The organism is Rhodococcus sp. OS5 (genome assembly GCF_056837585.1).
Genome location: NZ_CM166368.1, coordinates 2,763,092 through 2,783,957, shown reverse-complemented (window position 1 = coordinate 2,783,957; position 20,866 = coordinate 2,763,092). Strand labels below are relative to the sequence as shown.

Genomic DNA, 20,866 nt, shown 5'->3' with positions numbered 1-20,866 from the left:
AAACGAGAAAGTGAAGGCTAGTCCATCAGCGTTGCCGCGACGGTTCCGCCCAGTTCATAACAACCATCGCGGACAGATTTGTCCACGCTCACAGTCACTTCGAGCGGATCCGCCACCGCGACCAATCCGAGCCCGGTGGCGAGTTTGCGCACCGAGGACACTGCACCGGCAGTGTCGTTGTTGCCGTGAACCCACAGGCCGTACGGTCGATCCGAAACCGCGCCGAGGCATTGGTAGTACGTGGTGTCGAAGAAGTATTTCAGCGCGCCCGACATGTAACCGAAATTGGCGGTGGTTCCGAAAAGATAGCCGTCAGCAGCGAGGACGTCGGGCACCGTCGCCGCCAACGCCGGCATCACCTTCACCTCGACGCCCTCGATCTCGGGATCGCGAGCCCCGGCCAGGACTGCATCCAACAATTCGTGGGTTGTCGGCGAGGGCGAGTGGTGAACCACCAACAGAGTCTTCACACATCTGACAATACGGCGACGGGTGGCGCACCCGTCGCCGTTCACGCCTACGCCGAAACGGTTTCCGCGCTCATCGCCTTGACCAGGTCGTCGGTTCGGGTGACCGAGGCGCAGCGCCCGGCCGCGTACTCGAGCGCACCGACATGCTCGTCCAGGGAGAAGTCGGCTACCGCGTCGCCCACGAAGAAGATCTGCACGTCTTGCATGAACCCGTCCAAAGCGGTAGTCAGGCAACCGATGTGGGCATAGATTCCGGTGATGATCAGCTGGTCACGCCCACTCTCGCGCAGCCGCTCACGCAGATCCGTCTTGATGAAGGCGCTGTAGCGCCATTTTGTGAGCATCACGTCGTCCGAATGCGGAGCCAACTCGGCGATCACGTCGGTGTGAGCGGGATCTGCCTTCAGACCCGGTCCCCAGAAATCCGACAGCAACGCACGCTCCTCGGGATCCTGATCACCGGGTTGCGCGGTGTAGACGATCGGGATTCCGGCAGCTCGCGCCGACGAACGAAGCCGGTCGATGTTCGGAACCACGGTTTGGAGCGGGTCGACGCTTCGGTCGTACGCGTTCACGAAATATTCCTGCATGTCGTGCAGAAGCAACACCGCTCGGGAAGGATCGAGAGTCCAGTCGACCCGATTTTGCGGAAACTCGGTGGGCATCTCGTATCGCACTGCTGTGGGTAGCGCCATGATGAATCTCCTCGAAAATGTGGGGGTGGGAACCGATCAACTCGACAGAGTCTGTGCGGCAATCGATTCGCTGAGAACACGGCGCAAGGCCGCCTTGCTGGTCTTTCCGACGCCGGTGACGGGGAACTCGGTCACGAACTCCACTCGATCCGGAACCTTGTACGCCGCAACGCCTCGGCCTCGTATGTATCGCTTGATCTCGCCGACGGTCGGGGCATCTCCGGAAATCACCAGAACAGCACAGGTTCGTTCGCCCAGGTACTCGTCGGGAACGGCGACGACGGCCGCATCGTGGACAGCCGGATGCGAGAGCAGGTGGTTCTCGATCTCCTCGGCCGCAACCTTCTCACCGCCGCGGTTGATCTGGTCTTTTGCGCGCCCCTCGACTATCAGATGTCCTGAATCGGTGACGCTGACCAGATCGCCGGTGCGATAGAAACCTTCGGCGTCGAAGACCTCGGCATTGTGCGCATCCGCCCGGTAATAGCCGCGGATCGTGTACGGACCCCGAGTCAGTAAGTGCCCCGTGGTTCCGGGCGCGACGAGCGCGCCTTCGTCGTCGACCACACGAACCTCGTCGTCGGGTGAAATGGGCCGGCCCTGAGTGCTGACGATCAATTCTTGCGTGTCGTCGAGGCGGGTGTAGTTGACCAGCCCCTCGGCCATCCCGAACACCTGCTGGAGGGTGCAGCCCAACTCCGTGGGTACGCGTGCAGCGGCTTCGGCGCTGAACTTCGCTCCGCCGACGCCGAGAACCCGCAAGCTCGACAGATCGTGATCTGCCTTACTGGGGGCGGCCATCCAGGCCAACGCGATCGGTGGAACCAAGGAAGCGTGCGTGACTCGCTCTGATTCGATCAGACCGAAAGCTGTGGAGGGCATGGTGTCCGGCGCCAGAACCACGGAGCCGCCCGCGTGGAGAACGCCCAGGATGCCCGGCGAACTCATCGGAAAATTATGCGCTGCAGGAAGAACCACCAACATGCGCGTCGAGTCGTCGACGCCACAGATCGGGTTGGACGCTCGCACCGAGTAGAGGTAGTCGGCGTGCGTTCGCGGAATCAGCTTCGGAACACCGGTCGTGCCACCGGAAAGCTGAAGAAAGGCGACCGACAACGGATCGACGTCGGCAAGAACGGGAACCTCGTATCCGCGCAGCGAATCGAAACCGACAAACTCTTCGGGGTCACCGGCCACGATCACAACAGGCGGAGTCTCGAGGCCTTCGTTCACCTCACGCGCCAGCGCGCGGTAGTCGAACCCGCCATGACGGTCGGCGACGATATAGGCAGCGACATCAGCGAACTGGCAGAAGTATCCGATTTCGGTTCGGCGATGCGCCGGCAACCCGAATACCGGCAGGGCGCCGAGCTTCAACACACCGAACAATGCTTCGACGTATTCCACGATGTTCGGCAGCTGCAGAAGCACCCGGTCACCGGCGCGAACACCCAAGCCGGACAGGCCTCCGGCCACGGCCGAGCTGCGACGATCGAGGTCGGAATACGTCAGCCGTGTCTGTGTGCCAAAGGCATCGCTGCCGACCACCGCTTCGTTGTCGGGATGCCGTGCGGCCGCGGCCGTGACGAATCCGGCCAGCGTCTCGTCAGTCCAATAGCCTCGTTCCCGATAATACGTCACCAAATCGGGTGGATACTGTGCGACGGGTGCCAAGGGCTCGCGAGCGATCCTCGAGGTCATGCAAGTGACTCCTGTTCGAAAGTACTGTCAGCAAATACGTCTCACGCTTTGAGCGTCGCTCCACCGTCGACGTACAGCGCCTGCATGGTGATGTGGGCCGCCCGGTCGGACAGCAGGAAGTGCACCGAGTCCGCGATATCGTCTGCGGTGGCCAGTTTTCCGAGCGGAATACCCAGGCGATAGCTCGCCAGATTGCCTTCGATGACCGCGTCGGCACCCGAATCGTCGGAAGGGTCCGACCACAGTGACCGCTGCATCGCTGTGTCGGTGGATCCCGGAGCGACCACGTTGACACGAATGCCGTCAGTAGCCAGCTCCAGTCCAGCGGTTCGAACCAACATGGTGGCAGCAGCTTTGGACGAACCGTAAGCACCCATCCCGATACGTGGGACACCGGCCGCGTTCGACGAGACGACCACGATCGCCCCGGCCCGACGGCGACGCATTTCCAGTCCCACGCTTTGCAGCACGTTCAGCAATCCGAAGACGTTGACGCCGAATATCTTCCGCCACTGGTCCGGATCGGAGTCCAGCACCGATCCGGTGTCGAGAATTCCGGCGACGTGCGCGAGCGCGTCGATCCGGCCGAACGTGTCCATCGTCGAGGCCACTGCAGCGTCGACTGCCTGCCGATCGGTCACGTCCACGACGTGACTCTCGATATCGGCGCCTTCGACGATTGTTTCTGCCAATTCCGCAGTTACCCGCTTCAATTCGACGTCGTCGCGATCGAGCAACGCCAGCGAATACCCGTCGCGCGCAAGCGTACGGGCCACTGCGGCGCCGATCCCCGCCGCAGCACCGGTGACCACGGCGATTCGGCGCTCGCTCACTGCGGGCACAGGACCTGAACCCAGGCATTGATCGTGGGCTCTTCTGCCAACTCCGCGAAGTCGGCATCCGCGCCCGCTCCCCGCCACCGTTCGACGAGCGTCATCAAGCGAACCGAGTCAAGGCCTTCGTCACCCAGGTCCGCGTCGTCGCCGAGTTGCTCTGCCCTCATCGACAGAACCTCGGCGACGTCGCGCACGATCTGGTCACGGTCCACGGTGTTGCTCATCGGTCTCCTCGAGTAGTGGTCGACGCGCTCAGATCGAGCCAACCCAACCCTCGTGTCGACCCCGTCCGCACGCCTTGACTTTAGGCCAGCCTAACCATAACGGTACGGAAGTACACAACCCGGGCGCTCGCAACACAAATTCACCCAAACTAAGGCTAGCCTCAACATAACAAGCAATCTGTCGAACTGGAAGGGTGTCCATGTCAGCACTCGCCGAAGTCTCCGAATTCCCGTTGCGCAACAACCGGACTGACGATGAAACGGACTCCGTTTTCCTGCTCTCACGTAGGCAAACGTCGATCCGCACTTCGGGAGTAGTCGAAGAATTCGACTCGGCCTTCGACGCTGCCGAAGCCCTCAAGACCGGGCGCATCGACTCGGTCGTCGGCGCCCTGCCGTTCTCACCGGAGACGCCGTCCGCCCTCACCGCGCCACTGAGTTTCACACGAGTCCGCGGTGATCTATATCACTCGAACATCCCGTCATTACCCACTTCGCGGGTAGCCGGATTCGAACCCAGCCCGCAGATCCACACCGACAGGGTCCGCGGAGCCATCGAACGACTTCGAGCAGGCGAACTCGACAAAGTTGTCCTCGCACGCTCCCTGACCATCGAGGCCGAGTCCACGATCTTCCCCGCCGCTCTGGCCGAGAAACTGATTGCACTCGATCACGCGCACAACGGTTTCTGCGTCGACCTGTCCCCCGCCGGAGGAAAGTACCGCGGGCGTTCGCTGGTCGGTTCGACGCCCGAGGTTCTGATCGAAAGGCGAGGCGGCGTCGTCACCTGCCACCCGCTGGCGGGCTCGATTGCACGCCATCCGAATTCGGATCAGGACGAGGCGAATGCCGAGCAACTCCGCGCGTCGACCAAAGATCTGGCCGAACACGCGTTTGTCGTCGACTCCATCAGCGCGATACTCGGACCACTGTGCACGTCCTTCAATGCACCCAGCGCACCGGAAATCCTTCGGACACCGCAACTGTGGCATCTCGGGACCAAGATCGAAGGTGTCCTGATCGACCCGAGCCTGACCTCGCTCGAACTCGCAATGGCGCTGCATCCGACTCCCGCTGTCTGCGGCACACCGACGGTCGCCGCACGCGAGCACATCACCGCAACCGAAGCCGATCGTGGGTTCTATGCCGGTGCCGTGGGCTGGTGCGACCGGACTGGAGACGGCGAGTGGATGGTAGCTATTCGTTGCGCCGAGATCGCAGCAGACGGCCTCTCGGCGCGGGCCTACGCCGGCGGCGGCATCGTCGCTACTTCCGACCCGGAAATCGAATTGAGAGAGACCAGTACAAAATTCCGCACGCTACTCAGTGCGTTCGACCTCGCTGAACATCATCTCTGACAGGGCGTCACTTCTTCGAGGTGTTCAGGGCAATCGCGGCGTGAACGAGTGCCTTGAACGCCTTTTCGTCGACGGCTTGGCCCTCGTGGAAATCGATCGCCCGCCGCGTATTGCCCTCGAGGCTGGAGTTGAAGAGTCCTGAAGCGTCGTCGAGTGATGCGCCTTTGGCAAAGGTCACCTTCACTGCGCTCTTGTAAGTCTCACCGGTACAGATCATTCCGGCGTGGTACCACACGGGAACACCTCGCCACTTCCATTCCTCCACCACATCCGGATCCACTTCTTTGATCAGAGTTCGTATCCGGGCGAGCATCTCGCCCCGCCAGTCTCCGAGTTCCTCGATTCGCTTGTCGATCAACCGAGACGGGGAATCTGCGCCTTGCTTGTCGGACTCACTCTTCGCCATCGCTTCGTCACTTCCTGCTCGTCGCCGCCGATCTCCGGTGAGTCGAGTATCCCCTCCTGCACGCGGATTCACTCGGTGAATCACTGACGCATCACGGCGTCTCGGCAGATGCGATTTCTTGCAGTTTCGGTCAAAGTGAGACGGACGTCCAGTATTCTCTGGGTACTAAGTCCCGATTCTTCGGCCTGGAGGACTGCATCGTGATCTGGAATCGACCGCTCACCCACTCAGTCGCTTGGGCTGCCGGATCGGTTGTTCTCGCCGCCGCGATTGTCGGCGTTCACACCGTTCCTGCGGCGGCGCAACAGGCCCGCGTCTTCGACGTACTGTGCACACCCACCGATGCAGGCCTTTCCGAGCTGTCCGGACTCACCGTCACCGCGGCCGGGATGTACGCAATCGGCGACAGCGGCTCCGACGATCGGGTCGCCGAACTCGATTCGAACTGCCACGTGCAGCGCTGGATCAGCGTGGGCACCCCTCGTGTCGACGTCGAGGATCTGTCGTCGACTCCCGACGGCCATCTGTGGCTGGCAGACATCGGCGACAACAACGCGGTACGAACGTCGGTCGGGCTGATCGAACTCGATCCGGCTTCAGGTGCGGCGACCTCCTACCCCCTGGTCTATCCCGACGGCGCGCACGACGCCGAGACACTACTGATCCAGAGCGACGGGGTTCCCGTCATCGTCACCAAGGACTACCTAGGTGCAAGCGTGGTCTACACAACCGCTGAGCGACAGCAGGTTCAGGATCTGAGTACGGGCTCGCCGACCATGTTGGCCAAAGTAGGTCAGCTCAGATTTACTCCCACCCTCACACCCGGTGGGCCCGTTCCCCACGCCGGAACGATGGCTGTCACCGGCGGCGCCGTGAGCAAGGACGGCACGGTGGTAGCGCTCCGCACGTATACCGACGCTTACCTGTACGCAGCTCCCGACGGCGATATCGTGAAAGCGTTGAACACCAACCCGATTCGCGTCCCCCTTCCCGACGAGCCACAAGGTGAGGCGATCGCGTTCGACGCTGCCGGTGATCTGATCAGTGGCTCCGAGGCATACCGAGGGCCATTACCACCAATCCGAATTCTTCGCGGCGCCAGCGACATCGCACTGTCGGGCGGAGCGAGCGGCTCTCTCGGGTCGTAGTCGATTCGCGTCCCCGGGAAAGCGGACAGGCGCCGCTATCATGGCCGAGTGAACAAACAACTTCGAGCGACAGTGGTGGTCTCGGCAGTTCTCGCACTGGCTTCGTGTGCGAATTCCCTCGAAGGATCACCGCGCCCGGATGCGTTTGTTCCGAGCATCGACAACCCGGATCCGTCCGAAGCCATCGACGGAGTTGTCACGGTCGACTACCCAGCAGCCCAACACGTACGCCCGAACGAACGCGTGGCGTACACATATTCACCGCCCTTCGGCGGCCGTCATGACTCGGTCTGGGCAAACTGCACCGGAGTTGTTTATCCACAAGCGATTCGGACCGAGAATGCGGTCCATTCTCTCGAGCACGGGGCCGTGTGGATCACGTACAACCCCGACCTCGTCTCGAGCGAGGATCAGGCTCGCTTGGCACAGCGAGTCGAGGGCATGAGCTACACGTTGATGTCGCCGTATCCGACCCTGGATTCGCCGATCTCGCTGCAGTCGTGGGGCCGTCAGCTCAAGCTCGACAACGCCGCGGACGCGCGCATCGATCAGTTCGTCTCGGCTCTGCGCGTCAACCCGAACACGTATCCCGAAGTGGGCGCGACCTGTTCGGTGCCGGTGACGAGCTTCGACCCGAACAACCCGCCGCCATTCGACCCCACCACTCCGGATCCGTCATCTCCCACAACCGTTCCGGAGCGGTAGCGTCTCAGCAGGCCCCGCTTCGCGGCGTAGACACCTACTTGCCTCGTGAACGGCGTTCCAGTTCGACTGCCCGTCGCATGGTTTCCCGAGCCCGGCTTCGGTCACCGGCATAGTCGTAGGCGCGAGCGAGTCGGAAGTTCTGCTTCCAGTTGTCCGGGTCTGCTTCCCAGTCGACCTTGATCTGGGCGAACAACTCGTCGGCAGCCGCTCGCTCGATCCGGCCCGAAGGCAATTTCGGAAGCGCAGACGCGTCGACAGCGAGGCCCTCGTCGTGAATCTGCTGCGCGAGGCGCTGGTGCGTGAAGCCGGCACGGAGCGTGGCGATGACGAGCCACAGCCCCAGGAACGGCAGGATCAGCACGCCGATCCCGAGACCGATCGCGGCGCCGCCACCGTCCTGGACGAGCTGGATTCCGCGCTGGCCGAGCAGCACGAAGTACACCGCGAGCGCAATGCAAATCGCGACGATCAGTGCGACGGTGCGAGTGGTCTTGTTCATAGATCGAGAAAGGAATCGATACCGACCGTCAGACCCGGACGCGAGCCGATCTGGCGGACACCGAGCAGAACGCCCGGCGCGAACGAATTCCGGTCGATCGAGTCGTGGCGAATGGTCAGTGTCTCGCCCTGAGTTCCGAGAATCACTTCCTGATGCGCGACCAGTCCGGCCATCCGCACGGAGTGAACCCGGACGCCGTCGACGTCCGCTCCGCGCGCACCCTCGAGCTCGGTCGTGGTGGCGTCAGGGCTGCGTCCCACGCCTGCTTCCGCGCGAGCCTCGGCGATCATCGCGGCCGTTCGGTATGCGGTGCCCGAGGGAGCATCTGCCTTGTTGGGGTGATGGAGTTCGATGACCTCGACGGAATCGAAGAAGCGCGCCGCGGCAGCCGAGAAGCGCATCAACAGCACAGCACCGATGGCGAAGTTCGGGGCGATCAGAACACCCGTTGCCGGCTGGGCGTCGAGCCAGGACTGAACAGTCGCAAGCCTGGACTCGTCGAAACCGGTGGTGCCGATCACTGCATGAATTCCGTTGGCCACGAGGAATTCCAGATTTCCCATGACGACGTCGGGGTGCGTGAAATCGACCACTACCTGAGTGCGGGTGTCGACAAACGTCTCGATGCGATCACCGGTGTCGACCTGAGCGACGAGTTCCAGATCGGGAGCAGCTTCCACTGCCTCGCAGATCGCTCGACCGACCTTGCCCTTGGCTCCCAGAACCCCGACCCTGATGGGTGCTGCACTCACGTCTTCCACGCTCCGTCCGATGCATTGTTTGAGGTGAAGCCTACGCAATCACCCCGATGCGCTCACCATCAGTCGGGCGGGAGTTATGTCACCACTGGCACACTGGACGTAGTGAGCAACCGTCCGCAAGTCCGCGAAACCGGCAACCTTCGACCACTCGAGTTGGCAACGGGTGCCGTCATGGCCGGATTCACGGTCGCGTTGTCCGTCATTGCCACGGTCATCCCCATGGCCAGCGCCCTCAACCTCGTGGCCGCCGTTCCGATGGGAATTGTTGCCCAGCGCTTCCGAGTCCGCGCCGTGACGACGGCCGGTATCTCGGCCACGGCAGTCGCCTTTGTCGCGGCGGGTTCGGGATCTGCGGCGGCGGTCGCATTGAGCGCTCTCCTCGGCGGAATCATCGGTACGGTCAAGCGGCGCGGTCTCGGCTTCGTCTCCGCATTGCTGTCGTCATTGGTCATCGGGCCCGCGCTGGCGTTGTTCTCCATAGTCCTGTTGCTTGTTCTCGCTCCGCTGCGCACCTTGTTGTTGACCTCGCTCGAGAACACCGCGTTGGGCGTGGCCGAGATCTTGAAGCGTGCCCCCACACTGGTCGGCGCAGCCGAATGGATCGAGAACAGCATCGGCTCGATCATCGACTACTGGTGGTTGTGGATCGGCGTGTCCATCATCTCCGGAATCGTCCTCAGTACCGTCGTCTCCTATTTCGTCCTCGGCGCCGTCCTCGACCGATTGGCTGCACTCCCTTCGGCCGACCCGCTCCAGACAGCACCCGACGACCGTCCGATCGATCCTCTGCCGGTCACTTTCGATCACGTGGGCTTCACCTATCCGGGTGCAACGACACCGGCCCTCGTCGACGTCAACTTCACCGTGCGACGAGGAGAGTTCGTCACCGTCGTCGGCCACAACGGCTCGGGCAAGTCCACACTCACCCGGTTGCTCGCCGGTCGCGCGCCGACTGTCGGGACGCTGACGAGACCCGGGTCCGCCGGTCTCGGCCGACACGGCGGAACCGCCGTCGTCCTCCAACGACCCGAAAGCCAGATCCTCGGAACCCGCGTCGCGGACGACGTCGTCTGGGGGCTCCCCCCCGAGTCGCATCCCGACGTCGATGCACTGCTGGCCGAGGTGGGACTCGCGGGCATGGGTATGCGTGAGACCTCCGGGCTGTCCGGTGGCGAGATGCAACGTCTGGCTGTTGCAGCCGCGCTGGCGCGGCGCCCCGCTCTGCTGATCGCGGACGAAGCCACCGCGATGGTCGATCAGGCCGGCCGGGAGGAATTGGTCTCGCTCCTCGCCGAACTTCCGCGACGCCACCCGATGGCCGTGGTACTGGTCACCCATCACCACGCCGACACCCGCAACGCAGATCGGGTGATTCAACTACAACGCGGACGGCAGATCGATCACCAACCCGGTTGGATGACGTCGACGTTCGGGGGTCCGCCGTCTGCGCCGTGGCCGGTCAGCACTCGAGCTGTCCTCCAACTCACCGATGTCACCCACAAGTACAACGACCGGACTCCGTGGTCGCGGCGCGCACTGTCGGACGTCAACCTCACAATCGGCGACGGCGACGGGCTGCTGGTTCTGGGCGGCAACGGTTCCGGTAAATCGACTCTGGCCTGGATCATGGCGGGCTTGATCGCACCGAGCAAGGGAACCGCAGTCTTCGACGGCAAACCCGTCTCACGCCAACTCGGCACCGTCGGTCTCACGTTCCAGCATTCGCGACTGCAGCTGCAACGCCGAACCGTCGCCGAAGACATCGAGGCCGCCGGAGGTCCGGAGATCGGATCGGTGCAAGTCTCGTGGGCGCTCGACGCCGTCGGACTCGACCGTCACACCGCCGGCCGCAGCATCGACGAGTTGAGCGGCGGACAGATGCGACGCGTCGTCCTGGCCGGTCTCCTCGTGCGCCAACCGCGGGTACTCATCCTCGACGAACCGCTGGCCGGTCTCGATCCACCCGGTCGACACGAAATCCTGAACGTACTCAGGTGGATTCGTCGGAACGGAACCGCAGTAGTCGTCATCTCCCACGATGTCGACGGCATGGACGCCGTGTGCAGCAGAACAATTCGACTGTCGGAGGGTCGCATCCTCGACCCTGCCGCCAGCAGCGCCTTGGAAGGATCGACGACGTGACAACACTTCTGCGCGAAGTCCCGACTTCATCGCCGATCCACCGATTGTGGGCCGGAACGAAGATCGTTGCCGTCGTTCTCGTCAGCATCGTGGTCGTGACCGCTCCGTCCTGGCCGGCGATCGGCGTCGTACTCGGATTGTTGTTGCTGACCGCGGTGATCGGACGCATCCCCCCGACTGCAGTTCCGCGACCTCCGTGGTGGTTGTGGGCGCTGATCCTGCTCGGCGCGTTGATCAATCTTCCGATCGGCCTCGACGCAGTGTTCATCTACCTGCAAGCTGTGACGTTCGGTCTTGTATTGCTCTGCGTCTCACTGATGTTGGCATGGACCACGTCGATGAGCGATGTGGCGCCGGCACTGGCAACGCTCGGTAGACCGCTGCGATTCCTCAAGATCCCGGTCGACGAGTGGGCGATCGCGACGGCCCTCTGCATTCGTTCACTTCCGCTCTTGATCGACGAGATGCTCACCCTGGTGGCGGCGCGACGACTACGCCCGAAAGCTGTGGTGAACAGCGCTGCCGACAATTCGATAGTCGATCTGATCACCACGACCATGTCGGTGGCAATTCGGCGCTCTGCCGAGATGGGTGAAGCGATCTCCGCTCGCGGGGGCACCGGTTTGATCGCGGCGTACCCCAAGCGCCCTCAGCTCGCCGACCTGTTCGCGCTGATCGTCGTCATCGCCGCGTGCGTCAGCGCGGTTGTTTTGACTCTGGTTCTGCGCTGATCGGATCACCGCTGACAGAATTTCCCTGGGCGATGATCGCAGAACCCATCCAGCGCCGTAGGTATCGCCGCAGTTCCTCGTCGCTCCGCTTCGGGTCGCCGGGCGCGAGGAAAAACGACTGCATCGTCCGCAGGACGTATTCGACCAGTTCCTGAAGTGATGCGTCGTCGTATCCGAAACGCACCCAGTCCACGTCGAAGCGGGTGATCATCGCCATTCCGAAGGCCTGCGCCTCCTGAGAGGTCAGACCCTCGGGATGAAGACTCGAATTCGTGCTGGTGAGCAGAATGCCGAGATGCGGCGTTCGGTGGACCTGGGTCAGGGTGTAGACGACACCCTCGGTCATCGCCTCGACGGGATCTTCGATGCCGCTCACGTGTGTGGTGAGCCGATCGAGGTAGCCGTCGACCGACGCGATTGCCGCTGCCCGCATCAGAGCGTCGGCGCTGGGGAAGTATCGATACACGGTCTGCCGGATCACGCCCAGTGACTCGGCGACGTCGCCGATGCTGATTTCCGAACTCGTCCGTCCGATCAACTCGACCGCGGCCTCGACAATGCGACGAGACGCATCTTCGTCACTGTCCGGTGGATTGCCGCCCCACCCACGCCTTCGTGCCACTGCCCACTTCCTCGCTCGAACGAGGCTCGAACCATGTCTTTGCGCTCGAAGTCCAAGAGCCACAGGCTAACACAGGCAGGTTTTGCATCTGCGCCCCTCGAATTCACTCCCCTCTCCGAAAGTGAACATACAACTGCACACCAATATGTATGATTACCGCCACACGTGGCTTCGAGTGCCAGAGCGGCCACCTGACCAGCCCCTCCGAAAGACGAGGTTCGACAAGTGACCAACCTTCAACCCCGAAAAATGGACTTCGGATTCGAGGATCAGGACGTTCCCTTCCTGTGGAACCCGGAGAACCCGGCCTGGTCGAGCATGTCCAACGCGGTCTCGTTCCTGGCCATCGGTTTCGAGAAGATGATCGTGAAGATGATCATGCAGACCAAGTCGCGGATCAGCGATCCTGAAGTGGCCGAGGAAGCCGTGGCGTTCATGCGTCAGGAAGGCCATCACTCGACCGCGCACCGCCAGCATGTGAAGGCTCTGATCAGGCGCTACCCCGGACTACAGAACACGCTCGACGCTGTGATCGGTGAATTCGATCTACTGACCGAGGCGACCTCGCTGAACTACCGGCTTGCATACACCGCAGATCTGGAGGCGACCTTCACTCCGGTGTTCAAGCTGATGCTCGACAACGAGGCGACCTTGTTCCGCCCGGGAGACGACCGCGTCGCGTCACTGTTCATCTGGCACTTCGTCGAGGAGGTCGAGCATCGCAGCTCGGCTCTGATCATCTTCAATTCCGTTGTCGGAAGCGAGCTTTACCGGATGCGAATGGCGCCGTCGATCTTCGCACACGTCATGAAGGTGATTCGTATCGCCTGCGCAGGCTTCAACCAGCACGTTCCGCTCTCCGAGCGGCAAGTCGACTCACTGTCGATGTTCGCCACCCACCGCACCAAGCAGAAGATTCTGACGTCGTTCGCTCCGTATCTGACCAAGGGCACGATGCCTCGCGCCTTCGATCACCTTCAACTCGGAGAACAACTCGTCGCACTCGGCGGTGTCTTCCGCAGCCAGATGCCCAATCACAACCCGGACCACGAGAAACTCCCCGCACTCGCCGACCAGTGGTTCAAGCGTTACGACGACGGCTACGACTGCACACGCTGGTACACCGCCGAATCTCAGGCACTAGCCGAGTCGATCACGTCAGGGGCCAACTGATGGCAGAACACTGCTCCCCCACGTTCTCCCAGCTCGCAACAGAACTCGGTTTCTCCTGTCAGGAAGCAGGTGGACTCGTCGAGTTCCGTAACCCGGCGGCGCTGGAGAACTGGACCCTGCCCGTCCTCGAATGGACCATCATCGTCGGCTCGGTGCTCGCACTGGTCCTGGCGATCGTGCGGTTGCGCCGCAACGGCGACCCCACCAATCTGGTTCTCTGGTTCGGCGCCACCGCCTACCTGTTCATCATCGAGCCTCCGCTGTACTTCCCGGCGGCGTTCGGCATCGAAGAACAAGTGGACACGATGTTCGCGCACAACGTGTTCACCGTCGACTTCATGTGGGGTCGACTGCCGCTGTACATCGTTGCCATCTATCCACTGATGGCGACGTTGGCCTTCGAAATAGTCAGAATGCTCGGCGTTTTCCGCAAATACGGTCCACTACTGGGCGCTGTCTGCGTCGGCTTCGTCCACCATGCGTTCTACGAAATCTTCGACCACCTGGGGCCCCAGTTGCGGTGGTGGGAGTGGTCGACGTCGAACCCGATCAACCAACCCATGTTCGACGCGGTTCCACTTCCCAGCGTGGTCGTCTTCGCCGCGCTGTGGCCGATGTCGTTGGCATTCTGCGTCCAGTACTTCGTCGGACGGCACGTCGATGCCGGCAAGCACTTCTCCGGACTTCAATTGGTATGGCGCACCATCGTGATCGGCCTGCTGGCCTCGCTGGGTACGTTCATTCTCCCGCTCCCGGCGACGGTCTTCGGTATGGGAAGCGACACTGTCCGCGGGTTCCTCTACGCCGCTGAACTTGCAGTCCTCACAGTGGTCGCGATCGTGGTTCTCGTCCGCCAATGGACGCACCTGCGCTCGGCAGAATCGAACACTCCTGCACACACCAACAGGTTCGTGCAGATCTACAGCGTGGTGTACCTGGTTGTCATGGCCGTCCTGTGGGCGAGTGCGCTTCCCGACTTCTTCGACGCGGTCGACGGTTCCACCAGCGCTGGAGATCCCATCGGGAACCTCTGGTACACAGTGGCGTGCTTCGTCATCGCAATCCTGTGCGTGAGCGCAACTTTCACCATTCCGAAGCGGAACTCCGGGACGGCCGACGCCGAGCTCCTCGGGGCAAACTCAGCGACTCCGGCTACCTAGGCGACCGGGACGAGACCGCTCGGGTCTCGTCCCGGTTTCTCGGTTTCACGGGACGCGGTGAGTCCACTCTTCGGTTCTGAACTTCGTGTCCACCAGCTTGCGCGCCTGCTCCAACTCCGGGTCCGTGTAATCGCTGTCGTGGGTGTCGTATTGACCTCGGAAGTGCTGCGCAAACGACTCCAGGATTGCTGCACGCGTCATTCCGGTCTGCGAACGCAGCGGATCGACGCGCTTGGCCGCACTCTTGGTTCCCTTGTCCGACATCTTCTCTCGTCCGATTCGCAACACCTGCGTCATCTTCTCAGCGTCGATGTCGTAGGCCATGGTCACGTGATGGAGCACAGTGCCGGACGCGAATCGCTTCTGAGCGGCGCCGGCGATCTTGCCCTTGTCCGAGGCGATGTCGTTGAGCGGCACATACCGAGCGTTGATACCGACCTCGGCAAGCGCTCCCATGACCCACTGATCGAGAAACGCGTAGGACTGCTCGAAACTCAAACCCTCGACCAATGACGCCGGTACTGCCAACGAGTACGTGATGCAGTTGCCCGGTTCCATGAACATCGCGCCGCCACCGGAGATTCGGCGCACCACCCCGATGCCGTACCGCGCAGCCGCCTCGGAGTCGACCTCGTTACGCACGGACTGGAACGATCCGATCACGACCAAGGGCGAGTCCCAGTCCCAGAAACGCAATGTCGGCGGACGCTCACCCGATGCGACCTCACGCGCGATGACCTCGTCCAGCGCGACGTGCATCGCGGGATCGAGAACCACCGGCGGGATGAGGTCGAACGTGTGATCCGCCCAGCTCGTGGCGTGGCCGAGTGCGCGCCGGATCGCGATGCCGACCGACTGCGGCGTGAAGCCGATCATCGAGACGGACTCGTCGAGCGCAGTGGAGATGGCATGTGCCAACTGTTCTGCATCCGAGTCGGCGGGCATTCCGCGCAACGCCGAGTTGATGTCGTCGAGCGCGCTGTCGGGCTCGAGGAAGAAGTCCCCCGAGACTGCGACTTCGGCCAGCCGACCGTCCGCCACCTCGACGTCGACCGCGACCAGTTTTCCACCAGGAACCTTGTACTCTCCACGCATCCGTCCAGCCTATCCCTGCGGGATTCTCTGCGGTGAGCGCCGTCGAAGATCACACCGCGCACGCAGTGCGCATCTGTTCGGAAGGCAGGGCGACCAAGTAACCACACCTGTAAGTCGCTGCGGGGCTGCATAATCGCGCGGACGGGACCGCACGTGTCGACCCCTGGCCATATGGCCGAGCAACGGCCCTGCTTCTGCCGACAGGCGAGATGATCTCTGTGGTGGGAGGATTGCCGCAACGAGCCAACTCCCTGGCGAGCCACAACGGAGGTAGACATGAAGGTCCCGGCGTTCCACTCGACGGTTCCTTCGGATCTCGACGTCTATCACGACAACGAAAGCTGCATTTTGGCCGCGCGCATCGCAGTGTCCCATCGTGCCCCCGGAGTCGACGGCCGACCGTGGTGCACTGCGTGTGCGTCTTTGGACTGACGAGCGACCACCAGCTCACTCACACCCACGTCGCCGATTCGGGGACAACCCCGTTGGCCCGAGCATTCGCATCGATGACAGCGCGGAGCCACACTGTCAGACCGGTCTCGACCTGCTCGTAGAACGCGGTGAATCCCGGATCGGCCACGTACATCCGTCCCAGACACACCTGCATCGAATGTGTGCAGTCGAAGTAAACCCCGATCGACGCTCGGTGCCGTTCTGCCAGCAAATTCGCCTCGGCGCTTCCCGGTTCGACACCGGATCGGCAGGCCAGCGCCAGATTTTCGTTGAGCGTCTCGACGCAGTCGGCGATCTTCTGCCAATCCTCAGCGGTCCTACCCGCCGACCGTTCCGCGTGCTGCGCCCACTGCGCACTGTCACCCCAACGCTCGTGCGCCTCAGGTCCCCATGACGGCTGCCAGTGTCGGCCGAAGATCGACACCTGCTCGTGTGCCGGCAACAGCACACCCGACTTCCTGGCATCGATGATGCGATCCAAGGACTCGCCCAGTTCCTCCAAGTCGGCTATCCGTTGCCGCAACTCGGCGCGCTGCCCACGCAGCGTCTCGTCCACGTGGGCTGCGGGCGCATCGAGCAATATCCTGATCTCGTCGAGCGACAAACCCACGTCACGGTAGACAAGCACCCGGCCGATGCGGCCGAGGTCCGCGTCGGTGTACTGCCGGTAGCCCCCGTCACTGCGCCCGGACGGACGCACCAAACCGATTGCGTCCCAATGATGGAGGGTACGTACGGTTATGCCTAGTCGTGATGCGGCAGCACCGACAGTGAGAGCACTGTCTGCCTCGTCTCCGAAGAGTTGGTCCGTCACGTGATCCAGTCTGACAGACGCGGTTCGGGAGGCCACAGCGTCAGACCTCGGTTCAGTCGACGGGTCCGTCAATTCCCATGCCTCGCAGATGCTCGGCCTCGGCACTGTTCGGGTCGTACGGACGAGCGGCCGTCATGATCACACGCGCGTTCTCCGGTGTCACAATCTCCAACTCCAGTGAATTCCACGGCTTCAGATGTGGACCGCTGGTGCATCCGGGCCGCAATTCCTCACACGCCTTGGCTATCTGATCGATCTGACTCAGCACACACGCAAAGCTCACGCTGACGGACGGTGGTGAATCTGCACATTCGCCGGGCACGAGCAGAACGTCTTGAAATGCCCAGCGTCGCAGGTGCGTCAGTCGATCCGGTACCGAAAAGAGGTCGAAGAAACCGAGCCCACGGATCCAGAAGTCGGCAGATTCGGCCAGATCCGATGTCGGAACCGACACGAACATGGGCATTCCGTAGAGACCTCGGAACTGTTCCGGAGGCACGGCGTCTGTAGCGGGGACAGGGACGGGGCTGATGTCGAATGCCGGGTAAGTATCGGTCATGAAGTCATCGTGAGCCCTCACGCTACGTCAGGGTCAAATCGTGTGAAATCCGATCGAACCAGATTGCGCGATCACACCGTGCGTGCGAATGCGCCGTCGTCTGCGAATACCCGTTGGGCAAAGCGTTCGCCTATGAGACGGTGCGTCGCAGCGTCCGGATGGAGCTGATCGGGAAGCGGCAACTCTTCGTTCTCGGCCGCACCATAGAGATCGCGCCCGTCGACGTAATGCAGATTGGGATCAGCCGCCGATCGCTGGGTTACGATGCGCGCCAACTCTTCCCGAATAGAGCGCAGCGTCAGCTTTCCGGCTGCACGCTCGGCAGGATCGCCGGTAGCAACGAATCGCATTTCGCCTCTGGCAAGCGCGTCGAAATCGAATGCACCAGGTCCAGGCGTGTCTTCGTGAATCGGGCAATAGACAGGCGAGACGACCAGCAGTGGAGCCACTGGATGACCGTCGCGGACCGTGTCGAGGAAGCCATGCATTGCCGACGTGAAGGCCCGCAGGCGCATCACGTCGGAGTTGACCAGATTGATGCCCATCTTGATGCTGATGAGGTCGGCAGGAGTGTCTCGCATAGCGCGGGCGACGTACTGGTCCAGCAGAGCGCTGCCGCTGAACCCGAGGTTGATCAGATCCACGCCGCCGAGGGAGGCTGCGAGAGCAGGCCAAGTGCGGGAGGGACTTTCAGCGCCGGAGCCTTGACTGATCGAGCTTCCGTGATGGAGCCACACATCGCGCTTCGTGCCGACTGCGAGTTCGAGCGGGGCGTCGGTTCGCAATGCGACAAGTTCGGTGGTTTCGTTGTGCGGCAACCAGATCTCGACGGTCTTGGATCGCGCGGGCAAGTCCGCGAAGCGGATGGTGCTGACGGGTCCGGATTGTCTCTGAGCGGTACCGGTCGCCATGTCGATCGTCACCGTGTTGCCACCCTCAGCGATTGCGTGCCCGGTTGGTTCGCCGTCGACGATCAGGTCGTACACCCCTTGCGGCCTCGGCGGAGCACCGATGTAGATCATTTTCGTGGGCAGAGTGTCGAGTTCGATGGCCGTAGCGCTGGTTCGGAACACCAGCCGCACTCCGGACGGTTGTGATTGCGCCATTGCCATCTGCCCGTCAGCGAATTGCGTGCGAGCTCTGGCAGGCAGACGGTGTGTCAGCACACCGCGTTCGGTCCGCTCGAGCTCGAGGGCTCCGCGCACGATGTCCTCGGAAATTGCGGTAGTAATCCAGCTGCTCTGGCTGTTCATCTCATTCACCTGTAGCTAAGTTGCGAAGGTTTTAACTACAGCACACAGTAATTTGCCTATACTATTTAGGCAAGCGGTTTCACTTCTCGACGAACAGGACCAACGGACATGCCTCGCGCAGGACTGACACCCGAACGCCTCGCCGTGGCGGGCGCCGAATTGGCCGACGAGGTGGGCTTCGAGCAGGTGACCGTATCGGCGGTCGCCAGAGCGTTCGACGTCAAGGTCGCAAGCCTGTACTCGCACGTGAAAAGTTCGAACGACCTCAAAACCAGAATCGCGCTGCTTGCCTTGGAAGAGATGGCCGACCAGGCTGCCGACGCCGTGGCCGGTCGGTCCGGCCGCGACGCCTTGACCGCCTTCGCGAACGTGTACCGCAACTACGCGAGGTCACACCCTGGTCGGTACGCCGCGTCACAGATGCGCCTCACCCCGGAGGCCGCGGCCGCGAGCGCGGGTTTCAGACACTCGCAGATGATGCGATCGATTCTGCGCGGGTACAACCTCACCGATCTCGATCAGACCCACGCAGTTCGGTTGCTCGGCAGCGTTTTTCATGGGTACGCCAGCCTCGAGCTGGGTGGATCGTTCAGCCACAGTGCACCGGACAGCGCCGAAAGCTGGGCAAGAATCCTCGAGGCTCTCGATTCGATGCTGACCAATTGGCCAGCGTCGAGTCCATGACCAGTCGTGATTCTTGCGCGCCAAGTTCTTGCGCCACTTGGTGATCGCACACGGCCAAGAAACCTCGGGCCCACCCCAGGAGCGGCGCCACACAATCGCGCGCTCCCGCAACCACAGGTCGCACTGGGACAGAAGAAGGTCCGAGTAGGCAAGAAGCCGGGCGTGGAGCTCCGCTTAGAGGAGAAGCTTGGCGCGCAGAGAGTCGACAGTGCCCTGGTCGACGCCGAGGCCCTCCCGTACGTAAGTATCCATACCGCCGTAGAGCCGGTCCACCTGTGCATACGCCGCATCGAGCCACGACAGGTCCACCGCGTCGTCCCGGCCCAGGTACGTGTTCGACGCCATGAAATCGGCACTGATGAACTCACGGGGGACACCCAGAATGGTCAGCAGGATCGCGGTACCCCAACCGGTGCGGTCCTTCCCTGCACTGCAGTGGTAGACGGTTGCGCCGTCGGAGTTGTTCGCGATCGCAGTCAGCAGGTCACGGAAGGCGACATCGGAACCACGGTAGTTGACCATGAACGGGTAGCCGATGCTCTGGCCGATGTTCGAGGTTCCCTTGACTGCGCCGTCGATCAACGCGCGACCGAGGGTCAGGGGAACGAACTCGTGGAACGCGATGCCGTGTTCGATACTGACGACGTCGGCGACCTGGTAGGTGACCCCGGCGGGGATCCGATCGGGATCCTCCGCACGTTCGGAGGCGTTGCGCAGGTCGACGTCGAGGGTCAGGTTCGCGGCGGTGAGTTTTGCCAGATCAGTCTCATTGAGCGAGCTGAGCTTGTTGGAACGGAACACCAGGCCTGTCCGGACGGTCCTGCCGTCGGTAGTCCGATACCCGCCGATATCGCGGAAGTTCCGCGCCTCGTCGAGCCTGATCTCGGCCGCGGACGGCGGTGGGATCTCCGGCAGCGGCGGTTGCTCCCCGGACGATCCGAACTGACTCGAACCCAATTGCAGGTCGCCGCTCGAAGCGGAGGCGAGTGTGGGGCCTGTCAGGGCCGCACCCATAGCGACCAGCGCAGCGAGGGCGATTCCGAAAGGGCGCGCCCCTCGGCGGCGCGTGTAGACAGTTGTCACCTTCATCCTCTCATTCGCTGTGCGGGATACCCCGCGCCCCGCAAACTCCCGTGCGAGATTACAAGGGTGGCACGCTCCTCGTCCCGACTTTGCTCCAGAAACCGGACATGTGTTCAGGTGCCCGGCCAGCCGCCATCCTGCAGGAAGAAACTCTTGCCCGTCACTGCGTCGCCATCGACCACGCCGGGCCCGATCGAACGACAGACCGCGGCCGCGGCGGCAGCCGTAACTGCACAGCGCCGAACAACTTCACTGTCGAGCAACTGCACGAATCTCCACCTCGAGCTGGTATCC

General features: G+C 62.5%; 24 protein-coding genes. 9 read left to right on the top strand and 15 right to left on the bottom strand.

Going from position 1 to position 20,866, the window contains the following annotated elements:
* Positions 1-17: 17 nt before the first annotated feature.
* Genes ACVZUB_RS13175 through ACVZUB_RS13155 form a run of 5 tightly spaced genes read right to left on the bottom strand, consistent with a single transcriptional unit; the run spans position 18 to position 3,926 of the window.
* Positions 18-470, bottom strand: a complete 453-nt coding sequence (locus ACVZUB_RS13175) for a flavodoxin family protein (protein WP_003942217.1) — start codon at positions 468-470, stop codon at positions 18-20.
* 47 nt (positions 471-517) lie between these two features.
* Positions 518-1,165 (bottom strand): isochorismatase family protein, encoded by a 648-nt coding sequence (locus ACVZUB_RS13170; RefSeq protein WP_003942132.1) that lies wholly within the window; start codon positions 1,163-1,165, stop codon positions 518-520.
* Positions 1,166-1,201: 36 nt separating this feature from the next.
* The gene (locus tag ACVZUB_RS13165) at positions 1,202-2,866 is read right to left on the bottom strand and encodes a (2,3-dihydroxybenzoyl)adenylate synthase (RefSeq protein WP_042450693.1); all 1,665 of its coding nucleotides are present in this window, start codon (positions 2,864-2,866) and stop codon (positions 1,202-1,204) included.
* 41 nt (positions 2,867-2,907) lie between these two features.
* On the bottom strand, positions 2,908-3,708 hold the full coding sequence (locus tag ACVZUB_RS13160; protein WP_003942103.1) for a 2,3-dihydro-2,3-dihydroxybenzoate dehydrogenase: 801 nt from the start codon (positions 3,706-3,708) through the stop codon (positions 2,908-2,910).
* Entirely contained in the window at positions 3,696-3,926 is a 231-nt protein-coding gene (locus ACVZUB_RS13155) for a phosphopantetheine-binding protein (protein ID WP_003942230.1), read from the bottom strand. The genes ACVZUB_RS13160 and ACVZUB_RS13155 overlap by 13 nt, the downstream gene beginning before the upstream one ends.
* 200 nt (positions 3,927-4,126) lie before the next feature.
* Here ACVZUB_RS13155 and ACVZUB_RS13150 point away from each other — a divergent pair, with 200 nt between their 5' ends.
* Complete coding sequence (locus ACVZUB_RS13150) at positions 4,127-5,284, top strand: isochorismate synthase (protein WP_020969440.1); 1,158 nt, start codon at positions 4,127-4,129, stop codon at positions 5,282-5,284.
* A gap of 7 nt (positions 5,285-5,291) precedes the next feature.
* Here ACVZUB_RS13150 and ACVZUB_RS13145 read toward each other — a convergent pair whose 3' ends face one another.
* Positions 5,292-5,690 (bottom strand): DUF1801 domain-containing protein, encoded by a 399-nt coding sequence (locus ACVZUB_RS13145; RefSeq protein WP_007735116.1) that lies wholly within the window; start codon positions 5,688-5,690, stop codon positions 5,292-5,294.
* A 200-nt stretch (positions 5,691-5,890) separates the two neighbouring features.
* Between ACVZUB_RS13145 and ACVZUB_RS13140 the strand changes: the two genes are divergently transcribed.
* Positions 5,891-6,838 (top strand): hypothetical protein, encoded by a 948-nt coding sequence (locus tag ACVZUB_RS13140; protein WP_058038678.1) that lies wholly within the window; start codon positions 5,891-5,893, stop codon positions 6,836-6,838.
* 48 nt (positions 6,839-6,886) lie between these two features.
* Positions 6,887-7,543 (top strand): DUF3105 domain-containing protein, encoded by a 657-nt coding sequence (locus ACVZUB_RS13135; protein ID WP_003942235.1) that lies wholly within the window; start codon positions 6,887-6,889, stop codon positions 7,541-7,543.
* Positions 7,544-7,577: 34 nt separating this feature from the next.
* Here ACVZUB_RS13135 and ACVZUB_RS13130 read toward each other — a convergent pair whose 3' ends face one another.
* Positions 7,578-8,042, bottom strand: coding sequence for a hypothetical protein (locus tag ACVZUB_RS13130; protein WP_065455653.1), 465 nt, complete (start codon positions 8,040-8,042; stop codon positions 7,578-7,580).
* Complete coding sequence (gene dapB, locus ACVZUB_RS13125; RefSeq protein ID WP_007735114.1) at positions 8,039-8,794, bottom strand: 4-hydroxy-tetrahydrodipicolinate reductase; 756 nt, start codon at positions 8,792-8,794, stop codon at positions 8,039-8,041. The genes ACVZUB_RS13130 and dapB overlap by 4 nt, the downstream gene beginning before the upstream one ends.
* A 111-nt stretch (positions 8,795-8,905) precedes the next feature.
* On the opposite strand from dapB, the gene ACVZUB_RS13120 reads away from it, so the two are divergent.
* Complete coding sequence (locus ACVZUB_RS13120; protein WP_482628471.1) at positions 8,906-10,945, top strand: ABC transporter ATP-binding protein; 2,040 nt, start codon at positions 8,906-8,908, stop codon at positions 10,943-10,945.
* A complete protein-coding gene (locus tag ACVZUB_RS13115; protein WP_042450697.1) occupies positions 10,942-11,676 on the top strand; it encodes an energy-coupling factor transporter transmembrane component T family protein in 735 nt (244 codons plus the stop codon). The genes ACVZUB_RS13120 and ACVZUB_RS13115 overlap by 4 nt, the downstream gene beginning before the upstream one ends.
* Here the strand turns inward: ACVZUB_RS13115 and ACVZUB_RS13110 are convergent.
* A complete protein-coding gene (locus ACVZUB_RS13110; RefSeq protein WP_007735111.1) occupies positions 11,642-12,298 on the bottom strand; it encodes a TetR/AcrR family transcriptional regulator in 657 nt (218 codons plus the stop codon). The genes ACVZUB_RS13115 and ACVZUB_RS13110 overlap by 35 nt on opposite strands.
* A gap of 225 nt (positions 12,299-12,523) precedes the next feature.
* Between ACVZUB_RS13110 and ACVZUB_RS13105 the strand changes: the two genes are divergently transcribed.
* On the top strand, positions 12,524-13,471 hold the full coding sequence (locus ACVZUB_RS13105) for a metal-dependent hydrolase (RefSeq protein WP_482628470.1): 948 nt from the start codon (positions 12,524-12,526) through the stop codon (positions 13,469-13,471).
* Entirely contained in the window at positions 13,471-14,631 is a 1,161-nt protein-coding gene (locus ACVZUB_RS13100) for a DUF7802 domain-containing protein (RefSeq protein ID WP_030535582.1), read from the top strand. Before ACVZUB_RS13105 ends, ACVZUB_RS13100 begins: the two co-directional genes overlap by 1 nt.
* A 45-nt stretch (positions 14,632-14,676) precedes the next feature.
* Here ACVZUB_RS13100 and lplAB read toward each other — a convergent pair whose 3' ends face one another.
* Positions 14,677-15,726 carry a lipoate-protein ligase LplAB gene (lplAB, locus tag ACVZUB_RS13095; protein WP_482628469.1) on the bottom strand — a complete coding sequence of 350 codons (1,050 nt, stop codon included), beginning with the start codon at positions 15,724-15,726 and terminating at the stop codon, positions 14,677-14,679.
* A 276-nt stretch (positions 15,727-16,002) separates the two neighbouring features.
* Here lplAB and ACVZUB_RS13090 point away from each other — a divergent pair, with 276 nt between their 5' ends.
* Positions 16,003-16,158 carry a hypothetical protein gene (locus ACVZUB_RS13090; RefSeq protein WP_003942131.1) on the top strand — a complete coding sequence of 52 codons (156 nt, stop codon included), beginning with the start codon at positions 16,003-16,005 and terminating at the stop codon, positions 16,156-16,158.
* A gap of 19 nt (positions 16,159-16,177) precedes the next feature.
* Here the strand turns inward: ACVZUB_RS13090 and ACVZUB_RS13085 are convergent, their stop codons facing one another.
* From ACVZUB_RS13085 to ACVZUB_RS13075, 3 genes are all read right to left on the bottom strand, one after another.
* Positions 16,178-16,993 (bottom strand): MerR family transcriptional regulator, encoded by an 816-nt coding sequence (locus tag ACVZUB_RS13085; protein WP_052027951.1) that lies wholly within the window; start codon positions 16,991-16,993, stop codon positions 16,178-16,180.
* A 52-nt stretch (positions 16,994-17,045) separates the two neighbouring features.
* On the bottom strand, positions 17,046-17,552 hold the full coding sequence (locus ACVZUB_RS13080) for a VOC family protein (RefSeq protein WP_042922656.1): 507 nt from the start codon (positions 17,550-17,552) through the stop codon (positions 17,046-17,048).
* 71 nt (positions 17,553-17,623) lie between these two features.
* Positions 17,624-18,805, bottom strand: a complete 1,182-nt coding sequence (locus ACVZUB_RS13075; RefSeq protein WP_482628468.1) for a GDSL-type esterase/lipase family protein — start codon at positions 18,803-18,805, stop codon at positions 17,624-17,626.
* Positions 18,806-18,913: 108 nt separating this feature from the next.
* On the opposite strand from ACVZUB_RS13075, the gene ACVZUB_RS13070 reads away from it, so the two are divergent.
* Positions 18,914-19,489, top strand: a complete 576-nt coding sequence (locus tag ACVZUB_RS13070) for a TetR/AcrR family transcriptional regulator (protein WP_030535586.1) — start codon at positions 18,914-18,916, stop codon at positions 19,487-19,489.
* A 174-nt stretch (positions 19,490-19,663) separates the two neighbouring features.
* Here ACVZUB_RS13070 and ACVZUB_RS13065 read toward each other — a convergent pair whose 3' ends face one another.
* Complete coding sequence (locus tag ACVZUB_RS13065) at positions 19,664-20,578, bottom strand: tyrosine-protein phosphatase (RefSeq protein WP_007735104.1); 915 nt, start codon at positions 20,576-20,578, stop codon at positions 19,664-19,666.
* 107 nt (positions 20,579-20,685) lie between these two features.
* A complete protein-coding gene (locus ACVZUB_RS13060; protein ID WP_155419219.1) occupies positions 20,686-20,841 on the bottom strand; it encodes a hypothetical protein in 156 nt (51 codons plus the stop codon).
* Between the last annotated feature and the right edge of the window lie 25 nt (positions 20,842-20,866).